Raw genomic sequence first — 21293 nt, forward strand, 5'->3', positions numbered from 1 at the left:
CGTTTTGCTACACGTAAAAGCCATCTTTCGCTATGGTGATTCCCGGATGTTTTTCCATTTCCTCCTCTATGAGGTCCACGCCCAACCCGGGAGCTTCGCTCAGGTGGAGCTTTCCATCGCGCACCATATCTGCTATAGGTGCCGTGATGATCTCATCTCGCCAAGGCACATCGGTAAACATAAATTCCTGACGGAAAAAATTAGGCACTGAGGCGCACACATGAGCACTCGCCAAAGTAGAAAGTGGACCGTTTGGATTGTGTGGTGCCAGCAAAACATTATAGGCTTCCATCATAGTAGCCATGCGCTTCATCTCCGAGGGCCCTCCACAACGAGTAATGTCCGGCATCATGATCTCGCAAAGCTGGCGTTCCAACACTTCGCGGATGCCATAGCGCGTGTAATGCCGCTCCCCTACCACGACTGGAGCACTGCCCGGCAGGCGCTTGCGCACTGCTTCAAGCGAATCCACATTTTCCGGACCAACAGGCTCTTCATACCAGGTGATATCCAGATCGGCAAAGCGCTGAGCCATTTTCACTGCCATCCGTAGATTAAGCAGGCCGTGGGTTTCTATCATGATATCAAAATCGGGCCCTACCGCATCTCTCACCGCTTTGCTCACCTGATAAGCCAGCTCCTGAGTCTCTGCGCTCAGCGTGAGACTGGAAGACAAATGCTCCCCATACAGATAGCTCGTATGAGCAAAAGGGTCAAATTTCAATCCTGTAAAACCGGCTTCCTTCACCTTTTTGGCTTGCTCCGCATACTCCTCAGGCGTGTGTCCACCGTTGATAAACCAATAGTTGGCATATAGCAATACTTCTTTGCGATAGCCGCCGCCCAGCAGGTCATAGCACGGTACACCCAGCACTTTAGCCTTGAGGTCTAGCAGCGCCATATCTATGCCACTAATCGCGCACAAACTCACTCCGTGTGGGCCGGCCCAGTTGAGGTCGCGGTACAGCTTGGTCCAGATAAAATCCGTCTTCATGGGATCCATACCAATAATGCGATCGCCAGCATGTTTGGTAGCATGGTAGACCATGGGGCTTCCAGGCCAGTTGGTGGATTCACCAACGCCCGTGTGTCCGGTATCCGTATATATTTTCAGCATGGTCCAGTTATATTTCACACCTTCTACCAACCATACTTTTACATCCGTAATTTTCATTCAGGTAATTGATTAGTCTTTTGAAAAAATGCTTTTCGAACGCAATGAGTATGTGACACCATCTACATGATGCCGTACTTATCGAAAGCGTCTTTAGCACTCATCCCCTCTAAAATGGCCTTTTGCACTACTTTTTCACCTCGTGCTTTTTCGATAGCCCGCTCAAACACTTCCTGCTCAATAGCCTGAGGCACCACGCACACTCCATCGATATCTCCAATGATGATATCGCCAGGCATGATGCGTACCCCTTCGATTTCCAAAGGAACTCGATAGTCAATCACCTTGCCACGCGGCGCCTGATCCTGTGCATATTTCCCGTAGGAAAAAGTAGGAAAGTCCAGGTCGAGTAAGCCTACCGTATCCCGCGAGTAGCCATTAACCACCGCACCTTGTGCGCCGAGTTTTTGAGCTCGCGTACCCATCAGCTCTCCCCACAGCGCGTAGGATGGAGAAGCCCCCGTGCAGATGTAAATTTCATCTTCCTTGAGGTCGTCCAGAGCTTCCAGCATCAGCCCAAAAGGCTTTTGCATAATCGGGTTTTGACCGTGAGCGGGAAGGTCTTCGAAGCAGTCCGCCTCCAGCACCGTCATAGCTCGCCCTACCAGAAACATATCGTCGCGTAGTGGACGGATCTCAGGTGGTAAAAACTGGTGCAGATAGCCCATTTTATCCATAATATCCCCTACCACAGCGGTATATAGCTCCGCTCTTACAATGGCAAAAAGTTCTTTATCTGACGCCCAGGTCACCTTTTCGCCGGTATCTATTACTTGGTTCATTGTTAGTTCTTTTTCAGTGATGATAACTGTTGGAAATCAATGGACTGATCTGGCTGGAAAGCCTCACTGTCCATGTAACGCATCAAGCTGTAGCGTAGCTGCCTGGCTTCTACTCGCTCGTCGAGCAAACTGTACAGGTCAATGGTGGTAAAGAGGAGCTTCCCGGCACCGACATTTGCTTCGAAAGCCAGCCCTTGATTGCGATTGGTGGTGAAGTTGTCGATCACGCGAATGAGTGGCTTCACTTCCAAATCTCCGAGTTGTACGATTCTTGAGTTTGTGCACAAGTCCCACCATTGCCAGTTGCTATGGTACTCTGTAGGAAAATCGGTAAATGCGCGGTGCTCCGGATCTACTAAAAGCCCCATATTAGACGGCTGCTCAAACATCAGCTGGCTCCAAAAAATTGGTCCAAATCTATTCGGCTCGCCAATCTTTTCTTTCAAGTTAGGATTAAGGAGTACGCTTTTACCTGCTGCAAGAAGCTTTTTTGCCTCCATAAACGATTGGGTATAAACAACATCAGATTTTGGTTGTGTTACCTTCGGGTAAACCCAAATATCCCATTGATTGCGGTAAGCCGTTCCTTCCAACTCTACCCGAACGGTCAGCTTTTTGGCTTTTTCTGCCTTTAGCTCAGTGGAAAACTCCCCTACTATTTCATTTCCGACAGGTATGGAATCACCTACTACACGTCCATTTGCAACAAGTTCTGACTTGTCACGGATTTCCCAGTTGAGCTGAAAGTCCTCTATGGGCTTTGTGAAATTTGCCACCTGAACCTTTGCTTCAAACAGCTCTCCGGACCTGTATGCAGCTTTTTCAAACCGGAGTAAAGGCACCACCGGTGCATTGAATTGCCGAAAAGTCGTACTATCCATGATGCCTTTGGACTCCCAAAAGACATTGAGCAACCCAACCAGTGCGGTACCGTGCCCCGGGTAATCCTGTAGCTGAAGCATCTGAAAGCCATCCATACTGGGTGTCTTCAGCGCCCGCTCAATATCTTCTTTGTAGAGCAGTGCCGCCAGCTGACCAGAAGCCTGTGTAAATTTCGGTGCGAGTGGCAACAGCCCATTGCGTTCAAGGTCGAGGCGGATCGCCTCAAAATTGAGTGCCTGCCATACACCTGTATACTTTTCAATCTCAGAAAAATCTGGATAGATGGCATACTGACCTATCTCATGGGAGATAATTGGCTTATCGATGTGCGAAAGACGTGCTTCAAAGTCCTGATCAAACCTCGGGGAAACCGTATTGAAAAAACCTTGCCCGCGAATCCAGCCTTTGTCGGTCCACTGCGTGATGAAGTAGTCGTCCTCCGGCTGAGGGGTCTGCCCTATTCCTTTCTGGAAAGAAAATGTTGTGGTCGTATACAATCTACGTGTATCCGATGCACGCACTTTAGCCACCAGCTTGTTTAGCAATTCATAGTCTCCCTCCAGCTCATTACCCATTGTCATGAGCACAAACGATGGATGGTTACCATATTCTCGCAAGATGCTGAAGGCTTCGTTTTCCAGGAACTCGTTTGTAGCCTGATCGGCACCAACATCGAGGCTCCAGTGCGGCAGCTCCACCTGCAAATACATGCCCAGCTGATCCGCAGCCTCGAAAGCACCTTTTGGTGGACACCACGAATGAAATCGTATGTGATTGAACCCATAGGAGCGCACTACCTTGAGGGTCTTGAGCCATTCGGCTTTCGTCATGTCTGTACGGCCCTTGACGGGAAAAACTGCACAGTCCAGGTTGCCACGCAAGAAGACGCGCTGCCCATTTACCTGTAGTACACCCTCCTGATCGCGGATTTCTCTAAGCCCAAACTCCATGGATGTACGGGCATCAGAACCATTCACCCGTAGATCAAGTGTATAAATCGCCGGATTTAGCTCCTCCCAAAATTCAAAATGCTCAGGAAGCTGAATCGTCAAACTACCTTTTTCATTTGAGAAAGTCAATGGCTTTTCTCCCGATTGTAATTCGTCACGATCCTTGCGAATGGTATAGCTTAGTATGGTTTCATCCGTTGCTTTCATCGGGACTTCTATCCGAAGCGTGCGGCTGGACACCTCGGTGTAAAGGCGCACATCTTTCAGGAGTGTCCCCTTGCGCTGCAAAGAGATTTCACCCAAAATACCATTCCATTTACCCTGTGTATGGTTGGAGTAGGCATGAGAAAAACCCTGCGCCTCCGGTGTTGGGTAGCGCTCGTGCTCGAAGCTAATACCTCGATGGATGAACGAATTATCCACAAGAATCGAAATCGAGTTTTCACCCGGTTTCAAAAGCCCTTTGACGCTATATCGATGAGGGGTGGACAAGCTCTCGGCGGATCCGAGCGACTTTCCGTTAATCCAAACGGAAGATCTCCACAATACCCGCTCCAGCGTCAGCAATAGCTCTTCATCATTCCAATCGGCAGGCAAGTCGAAGGTACGGTGGTACCAAACCTTTCCGGTATAGTATTGCCTTCTGGTTAGGTTAAAGAGTACCGTATCATTCATTTGGGGTTCGAGACTATGCTTTACCCCAAGGCCATTTTCATCGATGGTGCCGGGTAGCTGCATGACCACACCTGGTGTGGACTGCTGCTCAAACCAACGCTTGGCTACCCCCTGATCCAGGGAGTCCAGCATCACTTGCCACTCTCCAGCCAAAGAGATTTCATGAGTTGCAGGTTCGCTGCATGACCAAAGAATCATTGCAGCGGATAAGCTTAGAAAAAGCTTATTCATAAAGGTCAGGAGCATAAAATGACGGTTGTCGTTAGTTAAAAAGTGTCTTAAGGTCCCCTGCTGTTAGTTCCTGCTTTGGAGCAAAGGCATCACTGTTCATGTAGCTGGAAAGGCTATTTCTCAACTGGCGCGCTACAAGTCGGTCATTAAGATCATCCTGTAAATCGATCGCCGAAAACAACAGCTTCCCATTTCCAACCTTGGCTTCAAAGAGGTTTCCCAGGCTTCTATTCGTGACAAAATTGTCCACCACGCGCACAATTGGCTCGATACCCGCTTCATCCAGTATCAAAGATTTGGACTGGATACACAGATCCCACCATTGCCAGTTGGAGTGGAATTCGGTAGGAAAATCTGCTAGTGCCGGGTGCTCAGGATCGCAAAGAATTCCCATGGTAGCCGGCTGATCAGGAAAGTGCACCGGGCTCCAAAACACGGGTACAAACCTTCCGGTAACGCCTCTGAGTTGATCTACTGGCGGATTGAGCAGTACGGTTTCGCCTTTGGCAAGCCACTGTAGCGCCTGATCCAGTGATCTGGTGTAGCGAACGTCCCCTTCTTCAGAATCAGCATTTGGGTACACCCAGATAGGCCATTGGTTTTTGTAGCTCGTACCTTCGATGGCCACTTCTACGGTCAGTTTGGACGCTTGAGCTACTTCCAGTTTTTGGCTGATCGAACCGAACACAGCTTCATTACCTACCGGAATCTCAGAGGAACTGAAAGTCCCTGCCCCTAGTTCGGCCTCATCAGAAAAGATGCGCCACGTGATATTTTGCGCGGCAAATGGTCGGTAAAAATTGGCCACCTGTACTTCAGCTTCGAATGTTTCTCCCGAAGCGTAGACCGCTTTTGGGAAGCGGATAAGCGGAACCACCGGCCCACTAAACTGCGCAAACTCGGTGCTATCAATCATACCTTTGGACTCCCAAAAGGCATTGAGAAGACCTACAAGCGCAGTACCCTGACCAGGGAAATCTTGCAATTGCAATAGCTGAAAGCCATCAAAAGTCGGTGTTTTGAGCGCACGCTCGATCTCTTCTTTGTAGAGCAATGCAGCGAGCTCACCCGATGCCTGCGTAAAGTCAGCAGCATGCTTCAGCAGGCCTTTACGCTCCAGGTCATCACGTACCGCCATGAAGTTGAGGGGCTGCAAGACTCCAGTATATTTTTCAATTTCGGACAAATCCGGGTAGACAGAATACTGACCGATCTCATGCGAAATCACCGGCACATCGATATGGTCGATTTCATTGCGATAGTCCTTATCAAAATGCGGGGCGCGTGCATTGAATATTCCCTGACCTCTGATCCAGCCTTTATTGGTCCACTGGGTCACGAAATACTCATCCTCTGGCTGCGGCATGTCCCCTACACCTTTTTGGAAGGAAAAAGTAGTAGTCATGTACAGGTGACTATTATCCCATGTTTTCATTTTAGCTACCAGCTCGTTGAGCCAAAGGGTGTCTCCTTCCAGCTCGTTTCCGGTAGAGAAAAACACAAATGACGGATGGTTGCCATATTCACGAATCATGTGGCGTGCCTCTTGATAGAGGAAGTCATTGGTTTTGGGATCTTTCCCTACGCTGAGGTTCCAGAAGGGAAGCTCCACCTGCAGGTACATTCCCAGCTGATCCGCAGCCTCAAAAGCGGCCTTTGGAGGACACCACGAGTGAAAGCGCAAATGATTGAGACCATAGCCTTTGGCCATTTTCATTAGTGAGGTCCACTCAGATGTTTGCATCGGAGGGCGGCCCGTTTCCGGGAAAATCACACACTCCAGATTGCCACGCATAAACGTGCGCTGGCCATTGATTGTCAGCTGTGCATTGGCGTTGGACACGGTGCGGTAGCCAAAATCAACCACTTTGCTTTCGCTACCCATCGTCACTTTACACTGATAGACTACAGGATTAAATTCATCCCACTGCTCCAAATCTGTAGCATCGAGGGTCGTGGTAAATACTCCAGCATCGGTCTGACCTTTCGCTTGAAGTATCTCCTTACCATTTTTCAAAACAGACACCTTCACCGCTTCATTCACCTTTTGAGAAGCACTTACATTTATCTTCAATTGTTGCTTTTCGGTATCTGCATATACCTGCACCACTTCAGGCTCCACTCCGGAAGTAGCCTTTAAGGAAATCTCTCCCAAAATGCCATTCCACTTAATTTGGGTATGGTTGGTATAAGCATGCGCCATGTCTTTATCCTCAGCTGCAGGGTATTTGTTGCCAGCTACATTGATGCCCGGATAATCGTTGGAGTTATCTACCAGTACGGTCAAGGTATGCTCGCCAGGACCGAGATAGCTAGAAAGATCGAAGTAATGTGGAGTAATCAGGCTCTCCTGAAAGCCTTCTACACGCTGATCATCCACCCAAACCTGAGATTTCCAAAGTACTCGTTCGAGCTTGAGCTGCACCTGCTTGCCGTCCCATGATGCTGGCACCGTCACTTTGCGCTGATACCAGGCCTTTCCTGTATAGCTATGCTTACGTGTGAGGTGAGATAGCACATAGTTGTTGAGCTCCGGTTTGAGCGTTGTGGGCGTACCAATTTCCGCTTCATCTAGTGTACCCGGAAGGGAAATCGATGTGCCGTTGAGTGTTCCAGTAAACCATTTTTCTGCCTGTCCTTGAGCTTTAGGATCTAGCTTCACGGTCCATTCTCCTGAGAGGTCTATAGCAGTGCGCTTTTCCTGGCCACAGCTTATCAGGGCTACAAGGGCAATGGCTAGTACTGCTAACTGTAAAAAGGTTCTATTTATCATGTGTATTAATCTTTTGTGGCGCTTCCCCACCAGTTTTTATTAGGCTGGAAGTCGTCTTTTAGAATTTTCAATCTGTTGCGTTCCAATGCAGGCAAGAGCTTCTCTCTTACTCGTTTATTGTAAGCAGTGAGTTCGTCCTCAGAAAAATGAGGGTTTTCTACTGGAAAGCGAGCGTCATGAAGATTGAGGTATAGCAATAAGTCATTCTTCATTTGACTTGCCAGGTCACGCTGCTCTTTGGCGATATCGCGCTGCTCGTCTACATCAGCGTGCAAGTCATAAAGCTCCACCTCATCGGTTTCCCAGTAGTAAATAAGTTTATATTGTCCTTTACGCATCATAGAAACCGGATCTCCACCCTGATTGCCATAGTGAGGGTAATGCCAAACCAGTGGTCTATCTGCTATACTTTGCTCTTTCAGCACGGGCTCCAGATTTTCACCATTGAGTACTACCTCCTCAGGAATGGTCAAGCCAGCCAATGCTGCGATTGTGGGATAGAAATCCTGCCCAGAGGCCGGCACACTTGTTTTGCCGGGCTTGGCTCCCGGGGCTTTGATCAGGTAAGGCACGCGAATGCCTCCTTCCCAGTGGTAGCCTTTACCACCGCGGAGCGGTGCATTGCTAGTGGAGTAGGCATCACCGGATGCTACCCCGCCATTGTCTGAAGTGAAGACTACTATTGTGTTTTCCAACAAGCCCTGACGCTTTAGCTCTTCCATTACAATACCCACGGCATCATCCATGTGCTGTATGAGGCCAGCGTAGATGGCATTGTCCTGGATGGTCCGAATGGGAAGCCTGCGCTCCATCTCAAAACCGCTGGAGTCTAGTCCTTGAGCCAGGGCTTTGTCCCTGTACTTCTGCCAGTATTCCTGAGTAGTTTGAATAGGGCCGTGCACTGCATAAAACGACAGCATGGCAAAAAATGGCTCATCTTTCTTCGAGCGAATAAATGCAGCTGTTTCTTCCGCAAGTCGTTCACTTAAGTTTTCACCATCCGGGCCATCTTCAAGGTTCGGGTTTTTGTATGGTGAGAAATACCCTCCACGAGGGTTTCCATAATCCCATCCCCCTTTATTGATCTCAAAGCCATGATCTTCTGGCCATGATCCTTTGGAACCCAGGTGCCACTTTCCTGCAAAGAAAGTAGTGTACCCATTGCGCTGAAATAACTCCGGCAGGGTAAGCGCAGCAGTGTCCAAAGCATGAGCATAATCTGGCGGTAGTATGCGCGTATATGGATGTTTTTCACCCCATTGCTCTCCAGCTAAAGCTCCTATCCAGTCTGTAATCCCATGTACCGGAGTAGTTTGCCCGGTAAGGATACTGGCTCTGGACGGGCTGCAGACCTGTGCTGCGGCATATCCTTGCTCAAACACCATCGCCTGACTAGCTAGCTGATCGATATTCGGAGATTCATAATACGAAGAACCAGCATAACTCAAATCATGTGCGCCCAGGTCATCCGCCAGAATAAAGAGTACATTGGGTGCTTGCTTTTCCTGTGCACAGGAAATGGCCAGCACTGCAATACAAACAAGTACAAATAAGTTTTTCATCATTTCAATTTTGGTTGAGAAGCTGACCCGCAGAAACTTTTCCCTTCAGGTCTTTAGCCCCTACATGTGTAATACTCAATGCTAAAACTTTGTCGAGGTATGCATTGGCCTTTTCGAGGTTTTCCATCCCGATTTGTGCCAAAGCCATCAAATAATACGCATCCATATCACTCCGCTTTTGAATGTCGTCTTCAAAGACTAGCAACAACGGTAGTGAGGTAGCGAAATAATCGATTTTGGCTTCCTGCGAAAGCTTAGCTTTAGCAAATTTGTACATATCCTCAAGAATAGCACGTGCTTCCACACCTTTACCAAGAGCCTCCAGTGACAGTGCCTTATAATAGGTGAGTTCGGAAAAATCGCTGACTGCCATATCTATGAAATCACCCTGCTCCGCAGCACTCGCCGTGAAGCAACGCGTCGCCTCACTTTCATTGCCTAAGGCTCGGTGGGCCATACCCTTCCAGTAGTTGATATGTGCTACGGCCTGGAGCTCGTGGTACTTTTCTCCGAGGTTGTCTGGCGTATCGATCGACTGATTGAAATACTCCAACGCACGAGCAGGATCGTCTGACTGCAGTGCTTGCTGACCAAGGTTTAGGCAAGCATAGGTATACTGTCTTAGTACCTGGCCTTCCCCACCTTCCCATGGGTGAAAAGTCCGGCTCGTCATCAAATCAAGTGCTTTTTCCGACTGATCGGTATAGTTGTACAGTGCGGCTAGCTCTACACTAAAATCATCACGATTCAGCACTACCTCCTTTATTTCTTCTAAAGCTTTTAACCGCTCGGCAGGCTGCTCGTTATTCTTCTTACGCAGCTGATCATACTCAAACTGAATGCGCGCATCATCCGGAGCATAAGTTGCTGCCTGCTGATAATACTGCAGCGCTTTCTTGCCATCTTGATGTGCATTCCAATGAGCGATACCCAGATTTCGGTGCAGCGTAGGATACTTACTCCCGAGTGCCACGGCTTGCTCCCAAACAGTAATGGCATCCTCATGGCGCTTTACGTTGAAGTAAAAATTCCCAAGACCATGGGCCGCCATCGCGCAGCTTGGTTTATTGGATGAGATCCACTCCAGTAGCTGAAGTTCTGCAAGTCTGGATGGGAAAAAGTAATCAAAGGACTCTTTGGCAACTGTACTTAGCAATTCATCTCCTTTGGCCTCCTCACCGATGGCCAGGTAGCACCATGCCAGCACCACACGGGTCATTGCCGACTTGCCCATTGGGTTGGGCACTGCGCACTCCGGCACCTCGTTGGCATGATGAAGCTCCAATAGCTGTATGGCTCTTTCGAAATATCCCGCCTCCGCATATTCAAAGGCCAAATCAATGATGGTCTGTGCATCGTTTCGGCTGGAGCTCAAAAAGGTTTCAAAGCTGCCTTGCAGTACGCCCAACTCAAAGTTGGCCCACTGATCCAGCGGATCAATGACTAACAAATCTTCCAGTACTTGGATAGCGGTATCTTTTTTATCCATTGAAGACAATACCACCGCTTTCAAAATATGAGCACTGTTGTTTTGAGTATTCGTCACCAGGGCAGCATCCAAATGCTCCAGTGCGGTTTCAAAATCTTTTTTACGTGCATCCAGCTTGGCCAACATGTAGTAACTGGACGCCCTCCACTCATAGTTCCAGGTGGCTTTATAGAAGGACTTATAAGCTACTTCAAGTTCATTGAGGTAGTAGCTCGCCATCCCATGGTAGTAGTGTGCTTCGCCAGTAGATGGATTTGGATGATAGGTGGTCAATATTTCCATCGCCTGAGCCGCATATGTCTGCGCCTCCGCAAAAAGTCCCGCTTTAATCTTCACCTTACTCAGTGAAATGTGCGCGTTGTAATTACGTGGGTCTTTTTCAATGGCACGCTCCCAATAAGGTTCTGGATAGCGTGTAGGGTGACGATAAAGCTCCAGATGCTCTCCAATCTGATCCAGCTCCAGCGAGCTTTCCACTTCTTCTGGCTGCAAGGGTTCAAAGGCCTGATTTCTGTCGCGCACCTTTTCTACCTCCTCATGACGGTAGCTAATGAGCGTTTTGCCTGCCTCATTTAAGACGGTTATACTCAATTGCTTCTCCTCGCCCGCCTCGAATGACCTGTTGCTGATCCAGGGTTCGGATGGGCTAGTGGCTATGTTGTTGAGCTCTTCTACTTTGTCACCGATCTGAAGGATCACTTTCAAGCCTTCCAGCGGGCTACTGCTTGCCACACCTAGCTCCACCTGATTGCCCTGGACCGGTACCATTCGTACTGCCACGTCTTTATTGGCATTTTGTACGGGGCCAAGCTTTTTATAGCTCCACCAATACTGTGAGAAGGTTTTGGTTTCGAAAGGCAGCAAATAGGTAAAGTCTGGCTGGTTGTCAGTGTAAACACCCGCCATCAGCTCAAAGTATGGTCCGCCTTCATCGGTAAGCTCACGATCCCAGGCTCTGCCAAACTCATGATCTCCCCATGTCCATTGCTTTTTGCCCGGCGCTATGTGACGATTGGCCACATGGATGAAGCCACCTTCTGTTTTGGCATCATAGCCTCCGAAAAAGTCGTATTTCGTATCACAAACCATGTAGCTAGTCGGTACTGTGATGTTTTCATATTTACGTAAGTCATTTCTCCCCGGACGCTCGTGATAAGGAATGCCATAATAATGATTTTCGGCATAGGGGAAACTACTCATAGCGCGTACCGCGTGATCCGCTACGTAATGCACATCCGGTGGAAAGAAGCTTTGATAGTCCTCATGAACTTCTACGGCCACATTGGCCCACCACAAGAACGTCTGGGTAAGTGGGGTACGGTTAAAAAGTCGCCCTTTGAGCTCCACCAGAGCACTGCCCGGCTTTAGGCGAATGCCGTGCATGCCCTTTAGCCGGTACATGGGGTCGTACTCCGACATCCACACGGTGCTGGCTCCGTCTGCCTCCTTTTCTACATGCACATCGGTGGGTAGGTATGTGCCCGGACGATGGTGCTGTGGCCAGTTAAACTCCACGCCACCACTGATCCATGGGCCCGCCAAGCCTACTAAGGCCGGTTTGATGACCTCCTGTCGGTAGAAAAAGTCGTAATCATTGTTTGCCTTGTCCTGTGCTTCGAAAATGCGGCCACCGATCTCGGGCAACATTTTGAGTCGCACATATTCGTTTTCGAGCGTGGCAGTTTTGTAGGTCTTGGGTGTAGCCTGGTCATATACTTTATCGATAAAAGGCACGGGATAAACTTTGCCAGATGATCCCTGGTACACGCGCTTTTCAAAAAATACGGGATTGATTTCCGACTTACCTAGTTCGTAGGTTGGAATTGTTTGCTTGGAAATTGAGGATTTAACCATAACTATATTTTTCTGATTCTATCAATTCATTTTTTATTGTCGATCTACTTTTCAGTAGAGGCAAACTCATTTTCGATTTCTTCTAAGGATTTCCCTTTGGTCTCAGGCAATCGAGCTCTGATAAACAGAAAGCCTGCTATACAAATGATGCTGTACACCCAGAAAGTACCGAAGGCATTGAGTGCGGAGTTGAGTAAGGGGAAACTAAAAGTGAGCACGAAGGAGGCGATCCATAGGGATAATGTACCTATGGACATGGCTAGCCCCCGGACGCGATTGGGAAAAATCTCTGACAACACCACCCAGGTAACCGGGGCCAGTGACATGGCGTAGACGGCAATGGCTGCTACCACCAGTATAAGGATCGGCAGACCTGTCCAGCCCATGAAGTAGCTCAACCCTAGTACTGCATAAATTACGCCGAGACCGGCAGAGCCAATAAGCATGAGTTTCTTCCGCCCCCATCCATCGATGGTTTGCATGGCAACAAGTGTAAAGACCAGGTTTACGCTGCCTGTAATGACAATATTGAACAGCATGTCGCCTACACTGTAGCCGGCGCTGCTAAAAATTTCTTCTGCGTAATTAAAGATCACGTTGATACCGCACCACTGCTGAAAAACTGCCAGCACGATGCCCAGCACCATGATAGGCTTTACTTTGGGAGAAAACAGCTCGCGCCAGTGTACCGAATCATTTTGCTCTTTATAGGACGACTGAATACGCGCAAGCTCGGTACTGGCATAGTGCTCCCCTCCTACTTTGGTGAGTATGCCTTTGGCCGCCGCATGCTGCTGAAGTTTCACCAAAAAACGAGGGCTTTTCGGCACGGCAAACATGAGGAGAAAGAAAGCTCCTGCAGGCACCAGCTCGGCCCAAAACATCCAGCGCCAGCCAGTAATACCATTCCATGAAGCCAAGATCTCGGCATCCGTAGCTGCAGCCCCTACTGGATCAGCAATGAGGTAATTGGTGATCTGTGCCGCCAATATCCCGATGACAATTGTCAGCTGATTGATGGCTACAAATCGGCCCCGCAGTTCCGCTGGGGAGATCTCGGCGATATACATAGGTGAAAGCGTAGACGCCAGTCCGATACCCACTCCACCGATCAGTCGGTAGATGATAAACATCGTAAAATCATCGGTATATCCACTTCCAAAGGCTGAAACAATAAACAGAAATGCTGCTACAATCAGTGGGTTTTTGCGACCGTATTTATCAGAAACCGAGCCGGACAGCATGGCTCCACCTATACACCCTACGAGCGCACTACTCATAGCCCACCCTTGCAGGCCGGGAGAGTCCTTGATCTGAAAAAACAGTTCGTAGAAGGGCTTTGCCCCACCGATCACTACCCAATCATAACCAAAAAGAAGGCCACCCATCGCAGAGGTAAGGGCTAGCGCCAGAAGGTAGGAGATATTGTATTGCTGTTTTGCCATTCAAATAGTGCTTATTGTTCTGTATTCAGTAGTTCGTTGAGCTTTTTACTTAGTCTGGAAGTGACTTCCGGGTATTTTTCAGCCAGATTATTCGTTTCGTAAGGATCCTTGTCCAGGTCAAAAAGTTGTGCCGTAGGGTAAAATCCCGGATCCACGTATTTTTCACTGATCCAGCCCGGCACTGGACTGGGCTTAGCCTGTATGTACTTCCACTTACCATGACGAAGGCCAAACGTATAGGCCTCTTCCAGCAAGTACTCCCTGCCCCGCTCCGTCTCCCCTAGCCAGGCTGAGAGGTTGTCTTGGCTGTCGGTGGCGTCCTGCACATTTCCAGACACCAGCTTCCCAATTGATGCATAGAGATCCACCTGACTTAACAGTGCGGAGCTCACGCCAGGCTGTACTTTACCCGGCCAGCTCACGATGGTTGGCACTCGCGTGCCTCCTTCATAGACCGAATATTTCGTACCACGAAAAGGTCCTGCCGGCCGATGGTTGCCTACGAGCTCTCGGGCATAATCCAGATAGCCGTCATCGAGAATCGGGCCATTGTCGCTGGTGAAAATCACCATCGTATTTTCTGTCAGTTTTAGACTATCGAGCGTTTGTATGATCTGCCCTACGCACCAGTCCATCTGAGCAATCACATCACCCCGTGGCCCCATGCTACTGCTCTCCACAAACTGAATATTAGGTACTCTGGGCTGGTGAATGTCATGCAAAGAGAAATAGAGGAAAAAAGGCTTTTTGGCGTTTTTAGTGATAAACGCTTTTGACTTTCCAGTCAGAACAAAAGGAAACTGCTCATCTACCCATAATGCGGAGCGCCCTCCGCTTTGATAGCCGATGCGGCTATAGCCATTGATCACCGTACCGAGGTGGTAGCTCTCTGTGTGCTGCTTGAGCAACTCAGGATGCTCGCGTCCTACAGGAAAATCATCCAAAACATCCCGGTAGCTCACCGTAATCGGGTCTTTAGGGTCCAGGCCCACCACTTGTTGGTTTTCCAGGTACACACAAGGCACCCGGTCTCCAGTAGATGGGATCAAAAAGCTATAATCAAAACCGACCTCTTTTGGCCCAGGAGCCACTTTTCCGTTCCAGTCTACCTGACCGTCGCCCAGCCCAAGGTGCCATTTACCTACAACTCCGGTAGTGTAACCGGCTTCCTTCAGCATTTTGGGTAAGGTCCCTTTATCTGTTTCGATAATCAGTGGAGCGTCGCCCTGAAGTATGCCAGCCTTGCGGCGAAAAGAGTAACGGCCCGTCAATAAAGTATATCTGGAGGGCGTGCAGGTAGAAGCGCCGCAGTGCGCATCGGTAAAGTTGATACCGCGAGCAGCAAGGGCATCCACATTGGGGGTTTTCACACCGATGGCTCCATTGACACCAATATCTCCATAGCCCAAATCATCCACATAGATCAATACAATGTTGGGCTTTTGGCCGTAAGCCAGCAAGACTAATGGTGCCAGCAACATCAACAGTATCATTCGTTTACTACTCATCCGCTTCTGATTTCGTTAAGTCTCTTATTTGATCCAGTGTCACCTCCGCTTTTGGCTGAAAAGCCTCACTGCTCATGTATTGCTGCAAACTCCTGAGCAATTGCTTCGAGGACAGTTCTTCAGACTTGATCAGGTCTGCGCCACTCACCAAAAGGCTGCCTTTGCCCACCTTCACTTCAAAAAGGAGGGCCAGATCTCGATTTTCAAACCAGTCATCGATGATTCTAACGATGGGTTGGATATCTGCCTGAAGGGCATCCAAATTGATGGCTGATGCTCCGGTCATGGGGCCCCACCACTGCCAGTCGCTGTGTGGTCTGGTGGGAAATAAGTTCAGTGCTGCATGGTCCGGCTGAGCCAACACGCCCAGGGTATGCGGTTTTTGCCCGCTGGTATAGGCGGTATTCCAAAAGATGCTGGAAAAGCCCACACCTACATTGCCACCTGCCTCAGCACGAAGCATATTTGAAGGTATGCAGTAGAGCACTTTACCGCCTTTGCGTAGACGTTTTTCTACTTGTTTGTCCAGCACATTGGTCGTGTAGATCTTTTGCTCGGTTTCCAGAGCGGGGTACACCCAAAAATTCCATTCATTCGTTTTCTGGCCTATGGTAGCCGTGAGGGTAAGCTGCTGTGGGGATGTTATTTGGGCCAACTCCATTTGAGCACTGCCTACCGGCACCGCTAGCTTGCGATTAAATGGCTCAAGTGCAATGCTGCCCGTTGCCAGGACTTTATCTTGAGACGCCACCTGCCAGGTCACTACTCCTTCGATCGGCTGGCTACCGAAATGAGCCAGTTCCAGCGCTACATCAAACGTATCGGCATTGCTAAAGGTAAATCTCGGAAACCTTGCCAGCAGCACCGTGGTATCACAAAATGACCGAAACGCTGCAGCGGAAACGTAAGGCTTTGGCTCCCAGAAGGCATTGACCACCCCTACTGTGGCCGTACCCTGGCCGCTAAAGTCTTGCAACCCAAGCAACTGAAAACCGGCCATCTCCCGAGTGCGGAATGCTTTTTCCATATCGGCCTTGTATCCCAGCACCTGCAGTGCTCCTGAGGCTTTCAGGTAGTCATCACCAAGGTGACCGAGTCCTTTTGCTTTCAGGTCTTCCTGAAAAATCTCATAATTTTTGGCTTGCAGCACTCCGTCATAAAGCGGTATTTCATTGAAGTCTGGATAGGCACACCACTGGCCCATCTCATGGCTCACATAGGGCATGGCTATCGACTCGATCAGCTCATCGTAATCGTCGGTACTCTTTGGAGGCTGACTATTGATTGGGCTTTTGAGCCCAGCGCCCCAGTGCTGAATCCGTGGACCTGCATGATTATAAAAATCAGCATTGGGCACGAAAGGCCATCCCGCACCGCTGGTATAGAGCTTATCGGGATCATAACTTCTAAAATGATCGATGTAGTCCGCCAAATAGGCTTTTTGGTTTTTGCCACCAGGCTCATTGCCATAGGCCACCAGACAAAGCGATGGGTGATGGCCATAGGTATCCAGAATGTCTTTAGTCTCCTGATAAATGTACGCATCAATCGGAGCACCATCACCTACTGTAGAGGTAGGTGTATTGGCCCAGGAAGACGCCTCTACCTGCAAATACACGCCCATCTCATCTGCTGCCGCAAAGGCCGCCTCTGGCGGACACCACGAGTGGTAACGCACATGGTTGAGACCGTAATCCTGAACGGTCTGAAAAATTCGCTTCCATTCCTTTTTGTCAGTAGGAGGATATCCCGTCTTCGGAAAAATGGCACAATCCAGCGTGCCTCGCAGAAATATCGGCTGCCCATTGAGTGTAAACTGCCGACCTTGCCGGGTGATGCTTCGCATCCCAAAACGCATGGTTTTCGATACTTCGCTCCTAGGCACCGTAACCGTAAGTGTATAGAGATTCCGGCTAAACTCATCCCAAAGCTGAATTGGTTTTGGCAAGTCTATCGATTGCCAGCTGCTATCTGCCTGTAGCCTCTGATTAACCACTGTTTGTCCTGTAGGGTCACTGACGATGACATTCACGGCTGCATTTCCGGTGTTAGCAGCAAGCAGCACGCGTACAGCTCCATTTTTCACGTCGGGCCGCACTGTAGCATAGGTCAGGTGTTCTGCTGGGAGAGCAGTGAGCTCCATGCTTCCCACGATACCGTTCCAGTTGGTTTGTGTATTGTCCGTAAGGCTGTGTGCACTGTTGCCCACGTCCACACTGTCCTGTCGGTTGTCCACTTTGATGGTGATCACATGCGCGCCTTTTTCCAGATCCTTGAGTATAAACTCATGGGGAGTAGCCAGAGAGTTCTGCGCTCCTACTGCACGGTTATCGATCCAGACTTTGGTCTGCCAATGTGGTCTTTCTAAAAACAGTCGATAATCGCCAGCTGATGTCAGCGTGATTTCCCGCTGATACCAGGCAGCACCCACGTAGTGCTTTTTGGGCTGTAGCCAAAAGGGAATTTTAATGTTTTCAGGTGTTCGGTATTTGGCATATTTTGGAGCAAAATACCAGGAGCTATCCAATATCTCTCCTGTCCATTGGGTAGCGATGCCCACCTCATTGCCATAGCCCGACATAGGCAGGGAACCAGGTAAAGCGATGGAATGCGACTCAAAACGAGCGGCCTGCCATTGCTCCTGCTCGCCACGATCCAGCGAATCCAGGCGAACATTCCATGTGCCGGATAAATCATGGCTTTGGCCAAAGGACAGTCCATAAACCAGGCATGCAAAAATCAAAAGGGCGATATGTAAATGCTTATTCATTTATCAGTCAATAGTTCCTACTAATGTCACTACAGATCGGGCTGGAATTTGAAGTCGTTTTCTACCCGGGCGTACACTTTCAAGGTTTCGCTTATCGTCTGTTACATACATAGCTGTAGCCTGAAATCCCTGAGGGGCATCAACCGTGATCGTTGAGGTCTCATGATTGTTGATCACAATGACTGCATCGGAATTATCCTTGTAAGCAGAAACTTGCAAGGAATCGCTTGCACCTTCCAGATTTGCAGCAATGCGGACCATACCCGGACGGATAAAGCGCGCATAGTTGCCCATGGCCCAAAGCAGCTTGGACTCACGCACCTCTCCATCTTGTTTCATTCGGTCACGATTAAATAAATCATCGGGATCACCAGTATCCAGGTAGATCAGCCCGTCTTTGTAATCAAAGGTGGTAAGTGCGGTCCACCACTCCCAGCCCTGTGACTGAGCAACGGTAAGGTCTGAATGAATGACTCGCGCTACATAAAGCGCAGTGTTCATGCCCAGATCACGCTTATGGCCGGATCCTACTTCTGGAGATTCTTCCAGTATGCAAAACTCTGTCTGCAAATAGTTGAGGTCTGGATACTGTGCCAACTTGCTTTTGAGCTGTTCTCTGGTCTTTTGCTGGGTATCCAGCGGCCAGGTGGTAAAGTAGCTATGACCTGTAATGAAAGGACTCACACGTGGCAAATCTGCAAGGTACAAGGGTGAGTCAGGGTTGAAAAATGCATCAATCTGATCGCCACGAGCTTCATCACCATGCTCTTCAAACAAAAAGTCGATTTTGCCTGCTTCTCCAATTAAAAGCTCCGTTTCCAATCTGGATTTCTCCAAAGCTTTGGACAGGTAATTTACAAAGAGGTAAATGTCTTCGTTTGTGGCAGCCGTTCCTTCCTGACGCGGATTGGACCAGTCCCACTGTGGTTCGTTGAATGGGCTGAGGCAGTCAAATGCGATGCCTTGCTGATGGTAGTATTCGAGCACATCCACAAGGTAAGTCGCATAGTCGTCCAATTTTCCTGGCTTGATGTTCATGCGCGGATCTCCTCCTATGGAATACGCTTTTCCATTGATGGACATATGAACGGGCGCTGCTATGGAAAATCCCAGAAATTTTTCTACACCATGTCGTTTGGCCGCACGTAGAAACCAATCCTGACCTTTGTTTTTGGTCCAATCATAAGTGCCATCCGCATTTTGGAAACACTCCGACCGGCGCCATTCGTTTTGGATATCCGAGCTATCCCCCAGTTCGGTACTCCCCGAACCGATGTAATAACGCCATACGGACAAACCGATTCCTTTAGGGTTGCCTTTTGCGTCAAGCTCTTTGCTAAACAACAATTCTGCAATCTGCTCACGCTTATGTTCTGGCCAGTTTTCACCTACAAACTGCGTGCGCCAGGCATCAGATGCTCCAAAGCCATCTATAGGCTGAAACTCCTGAGTGGCGTCAATCACCAGTTGCTTTTGGGCAACGACCCCAAATGAAAGGGCCGTTGCAAAAAGTAACACCAAACCTAACCTCTTGCTTACCATCATTTACTTCAATTTTGCTACCACTGTGACTATTGATTTGGCTGGAACTTTAAGTTCATCTACCGCCACAGTAGCCGGAAACATGTCCTTACTTTGGGTAGTGGTGTAAGTAGTCACCTGATCTCCTTCGAATGCCAGGCCTTCCCCATAGTTCTCAAACTTGGGTGCTTCGTCCTTTTCACCATAGTTGATCATGACCATTACCAGCTCTTTGCTGTCCGGAGACAGGTAAGCGGAGGCCATCAAGTTGCGTGAAGCTTTTGCCTGAGTAGTGTACAAGCTGTTTTTGAGTTCTACACGCTGGTAGCCAGGGCGGATAAACCGGCTAAAATGGCCAAGTGTCCATGTCTGGCGAGAAATCTTAATAGTACCTGATGAAGAAGAGCGGTCTTTCACATCAGAAAGCCAGATAATCAGTCCAAATCGGTTGGCATGATCTCCCCAATCTGAAGCACTGCATGCTGTCCAAAAATTCCATCCCGTGGCATTGGCCAAAGCCACATCCCAGTGGATGATACGTGCCAGCCACAGCATGTAGTCAATCTCCTTCATGTTGTCTGGGTTGCGCCCTTCCTGGTAGGCGGAGCCGAGCAGGCTGTATTCTGTTTGCCAAAAATCTACACCTACTTGCTGAGTGCTTTGTAGTAGTGCAGTACGGTTTTGGATGGCTGCCTCCACCGAGCCATTGGACCAATAGCTATGTCCTACGATCAAAGGTGCTACGCTAGAGAGGCTACCAAGGTATTTGTCACTGGCTGGGTTCCAAAAGACATTGACCTGATCTGATGTAGCTGCATGTTTGGATATATAGCTGTGCATGACGGGAAGATCACCAGCTTCGGTCAGCAGCATTTTGGTACTTTGACCTTCGGCCTGAAACACGTCATTTACTGCTTTGGCCAGGTTATAAGCTTCCTCATTGGTACAGTAGCTACCCTCCTGCTTGGACTGCCCCACTTCGGCCTCCCAGGGCCACTGGGGCTCATTGATGATGCTCAGGTAGTCGATCGGAATACCTTGCTCCCGGTGGTAGTCCATAAACGTGTTGAGGTAATTGGCAAAGTCATCGTACTTATCTTCTTTCAGGTTGAGCCCCTGAACACCCGGAGTACGAAACGTGTAGCCGTTTTTGGTCATAAAATACGGTGGCGATGTAGACCATCCGGTAAAATACTCCACTCCGTATTCTTTGGCTTTTTTCATAAACCAGCGCGTACCTACCTGATTGTTTTCCCAATCATAGGTGCCGTCTGGCTGCAGGGCGCATTCGGTTTCCCGAAACCACCCATTGGCGGCAAAGCCACTGTTTTCCATGTTGGCGCTACCAGCGCCTACATTGATTCGCCACATGGAAAGCCCAATACCTTTGGGCTTCCCATTGGCATCAAAATCTCTGCTAAACAGCAGCTCAGCGATCATTTCACGATCGGCAGCTGGCCAGTTTTCTCCCAGAATCTCTGAGGACCAGCCATCCGATGCCCCAAAGTGGTGCATCGTTTGGTGCTTTTGTGATATATCGATGACAAACCCCTTTTCATCCTTGTCGCCACCTCCAAATTTCGGGTCATTGGGATCTGTAAAGTCATCGTCGCAGGCACTAAAAAGTGTTACCGCAACGATCACTGATAAAAACTTGAGCTGCTTAAAATTCATCTA

Annotated in this window: 11 protein-coding genes; all 11 read right to left on the reverse strand. The window is 49.1% G+C overall.

Annotated features, from left to right (window positions below; translation table 11 throughout):
* Window positions 1–7: 7 nt before the first annotated feature.
* The 11 genes from C7460_RS03770 to C7460_RS03820 all read right to left on the reverse strand — a co-directional run bounded on the left by C7460_RS03770 (window position 8) and on the right by C7460_RS03820 (window position 21290).
* Entirely contained in the window at window positions 8–1174 is a 1167-nt protein-coding gene (locus C7460_RS03770) for a mandelate racemase/muconate lactonizing enzyme family protein (protein ID WP_115866737.1), read from the reverse strand.
* A 62-nt stretch (window positions 1175–1236) separates the two neighbouring features.
* Entirely contained in the window at window positions 1237–1956 is a 720-nt protein-coding gene (locus tag C7460_RS03775) for an RraA family protein (RefSeq protein WP_115866738.1), read from the reverse strand.
* 2 nt (window positions 1957–1958) lie between these two features.
* Window positions 1959–4694, reverse strand: a complete 2736-nt coding sequence (locus tag C7460_RS03780; RefSeq protein WP_170147872.1) for a sugar-binding domain-containing protein — start codon at window positions 4692–4694, stop codon at window positions 1959–1961.
* Window positions 4695–4725: 31 nt separating this feature from the next.
* The gene (locus C7460_RS03785; RefSeq protein ID WP_115866740.1) at window positions 4726–7467 is read right to left on the reverse strand and encodes a sugar-binding domain-containing protein; all 2742 of its coding nucleotides are present in this window, start codon (window positions 7465–7467) and stop codon (window positions 4726–4728) included.
* 5 nt (window positions 7468–7472) lie between these two features.
* Window positions 7473–9032, reverse strand: coding sequence for a sulfatase (locus C7460_RS03790; protein ID WP_221409438.1), 1560 nt, complete (start codon window positions 9030–9032; stop codon window positions 7473–7475).
* A gap of 1 nt (window position 9033) precedes the next feature.
* Entirely contained in the window at window positions 9034–12372 is a 3339-nt protein-coding gene (locus tag C7460_RS03795; RefSeq protein ID WP_245986167.1) for a DUF5107 domain-containing protein, read from the reverse strand.
* 44 nt (window positions 12373–12416) lie between these two features.
* Window positions 12417–13817: a sugar porter family MFS transporter gene (locus C7460_RS03800; protein ID WP_115866742.1), complete on the reverse strand. Its 1401-nt coding sequence runs from the start codon at window positions 13815–13817 to the stop codon at window positions 12417–12419.
* 11 nt (window positions 13818–13828) lie between these two features.
* Window positions 13829–15325 (reverse strand): sulfatase family protein, encoded by a 1497-nt coding sequence (locus C7460_RS03805; protein ID WP_245986168.1) that lies wholly within the window; start codon window positions 15323–15325, stop codon window positions 13829–13831.
* Entirely contained in the window at window positions 15318–18095 is a 2778-nt protein-coding gene (locus C7460_RS03810; RefSeq protein WP_115866744.1) for a sugar-binding domain-containing protein, read from the reverse strand. The genes C7460_RS03805 and C7460_RS03810 overlap by 8 nt, the downstream gene beginning before the upstream one ends.
* Window positions 18096–18098: 3 nt before the next feature.
* Entirely contained in the window at window positions 18099–19640 is a 1542-nt protein-coding gene (locus tag C7460_RS03815; protein WP_115866745.1) for a glycoside hydrolase, read from the reverse strand.
* Window positions 19641–21290, reverse strand: a complete 1650-nt coding sequence (locus tag C7460_RS03820) for a glycoside hydrolase (RefSeq protein WP_115866746.1) — start codon at window positions 21288–21290, stop codon at window positions 19641–19643.
* Window positions 21291–21293 lie beyond the last annotated feature (3 nt).

The organism is Marinoscillum furvescens DSM 4134, assembly GCF_003386095.1.
Taxonomy (GTDB): Bacteria; Bacteroidota; Bacteroidia; order Cytophagales; family Cyclobacteriaceae; genus Marinoscillum; species Marinoscillum furvescens.

Bases quoted from the DNA above. Each gene is read 5' to 3' on its own strand.
- C7460_RS03790 (WP_221409438.1), bottom strand. From the start codon at position 9,032: ATGATGAAAAACTTATTTGTACTTGTTTGTATTGCAGTGCTGGCCATT.
- C7460_RS03805 (WP_245986168.1), bottom strand. From the start codon at position 15,325: ATGAGTAGTAAACGAATGATACTGTTGATGTTGCTGGCACCATTAGTC.
- C7460_RS03820 (WP_115866746.1), bottom strand. From the start codon at position 21,290: ATGAATTTTAAGCAGCTCAAGTTTTTATCAGTGATCGTTGCGGTAACA.
- C7460_RS03795 (WP_245986167.1), bottom strand. From the start codon at position 12,372: ATGGTTAAATCCTCAATTTCCAAGCAAACAATTCCAACCTACGAACTA.
- C7460_RS03770 (WP_115866737.1), bottom strand. From the start codon at position 1,174: ATGAAAATTACGGATGTAAAAGTATGGTTGGTAGAAGGTGTGAAATAT.
- C7460_RS03785 (WP_115866740.1), bottom strand. From the start codon at position 7,467: ATGATAAATAGAACCTTTTTACAGTTAGCAGTACTAGCCATTGCCCTT.
- C7460_RS03780 (WP_170147872.1), bottom strand. From the start codon at position 4,694: ATGAATAAGCTTTTTCTAAGCTTATCCGCTGCAATGATTCTTTGGTCA.
- C7460_RS03800 (WP_115866742.1), bottom strand. From the start codon at position 13,817: ATGGCAAAACAGCAATACAATATCTCCTACCTTCTGGCGCTAGCCCTT.
- C7460_RS03810 (WP_115866744.1), bottom strand. From the start codon at position 18,095: ATGAATAAGCATTTACATATCGCCCTTTTGATTTTTGCATGCCTGGTT.
- C7460_RS03775 (WP_115866738.1), bottom strand. From the start codon at position 1,956: ATGAACCAAGTAATAGATACCGGCGAAAAGGTGACCTGGGCGTCAGAT.
- C7460_RS03815 (WP_115866745.1), bottom strand. From the start codon at position 19,640: ATGATGGTAAGCAAGAGGTTAGGTTTGGTGTTACTTTTTGCAACGGCC.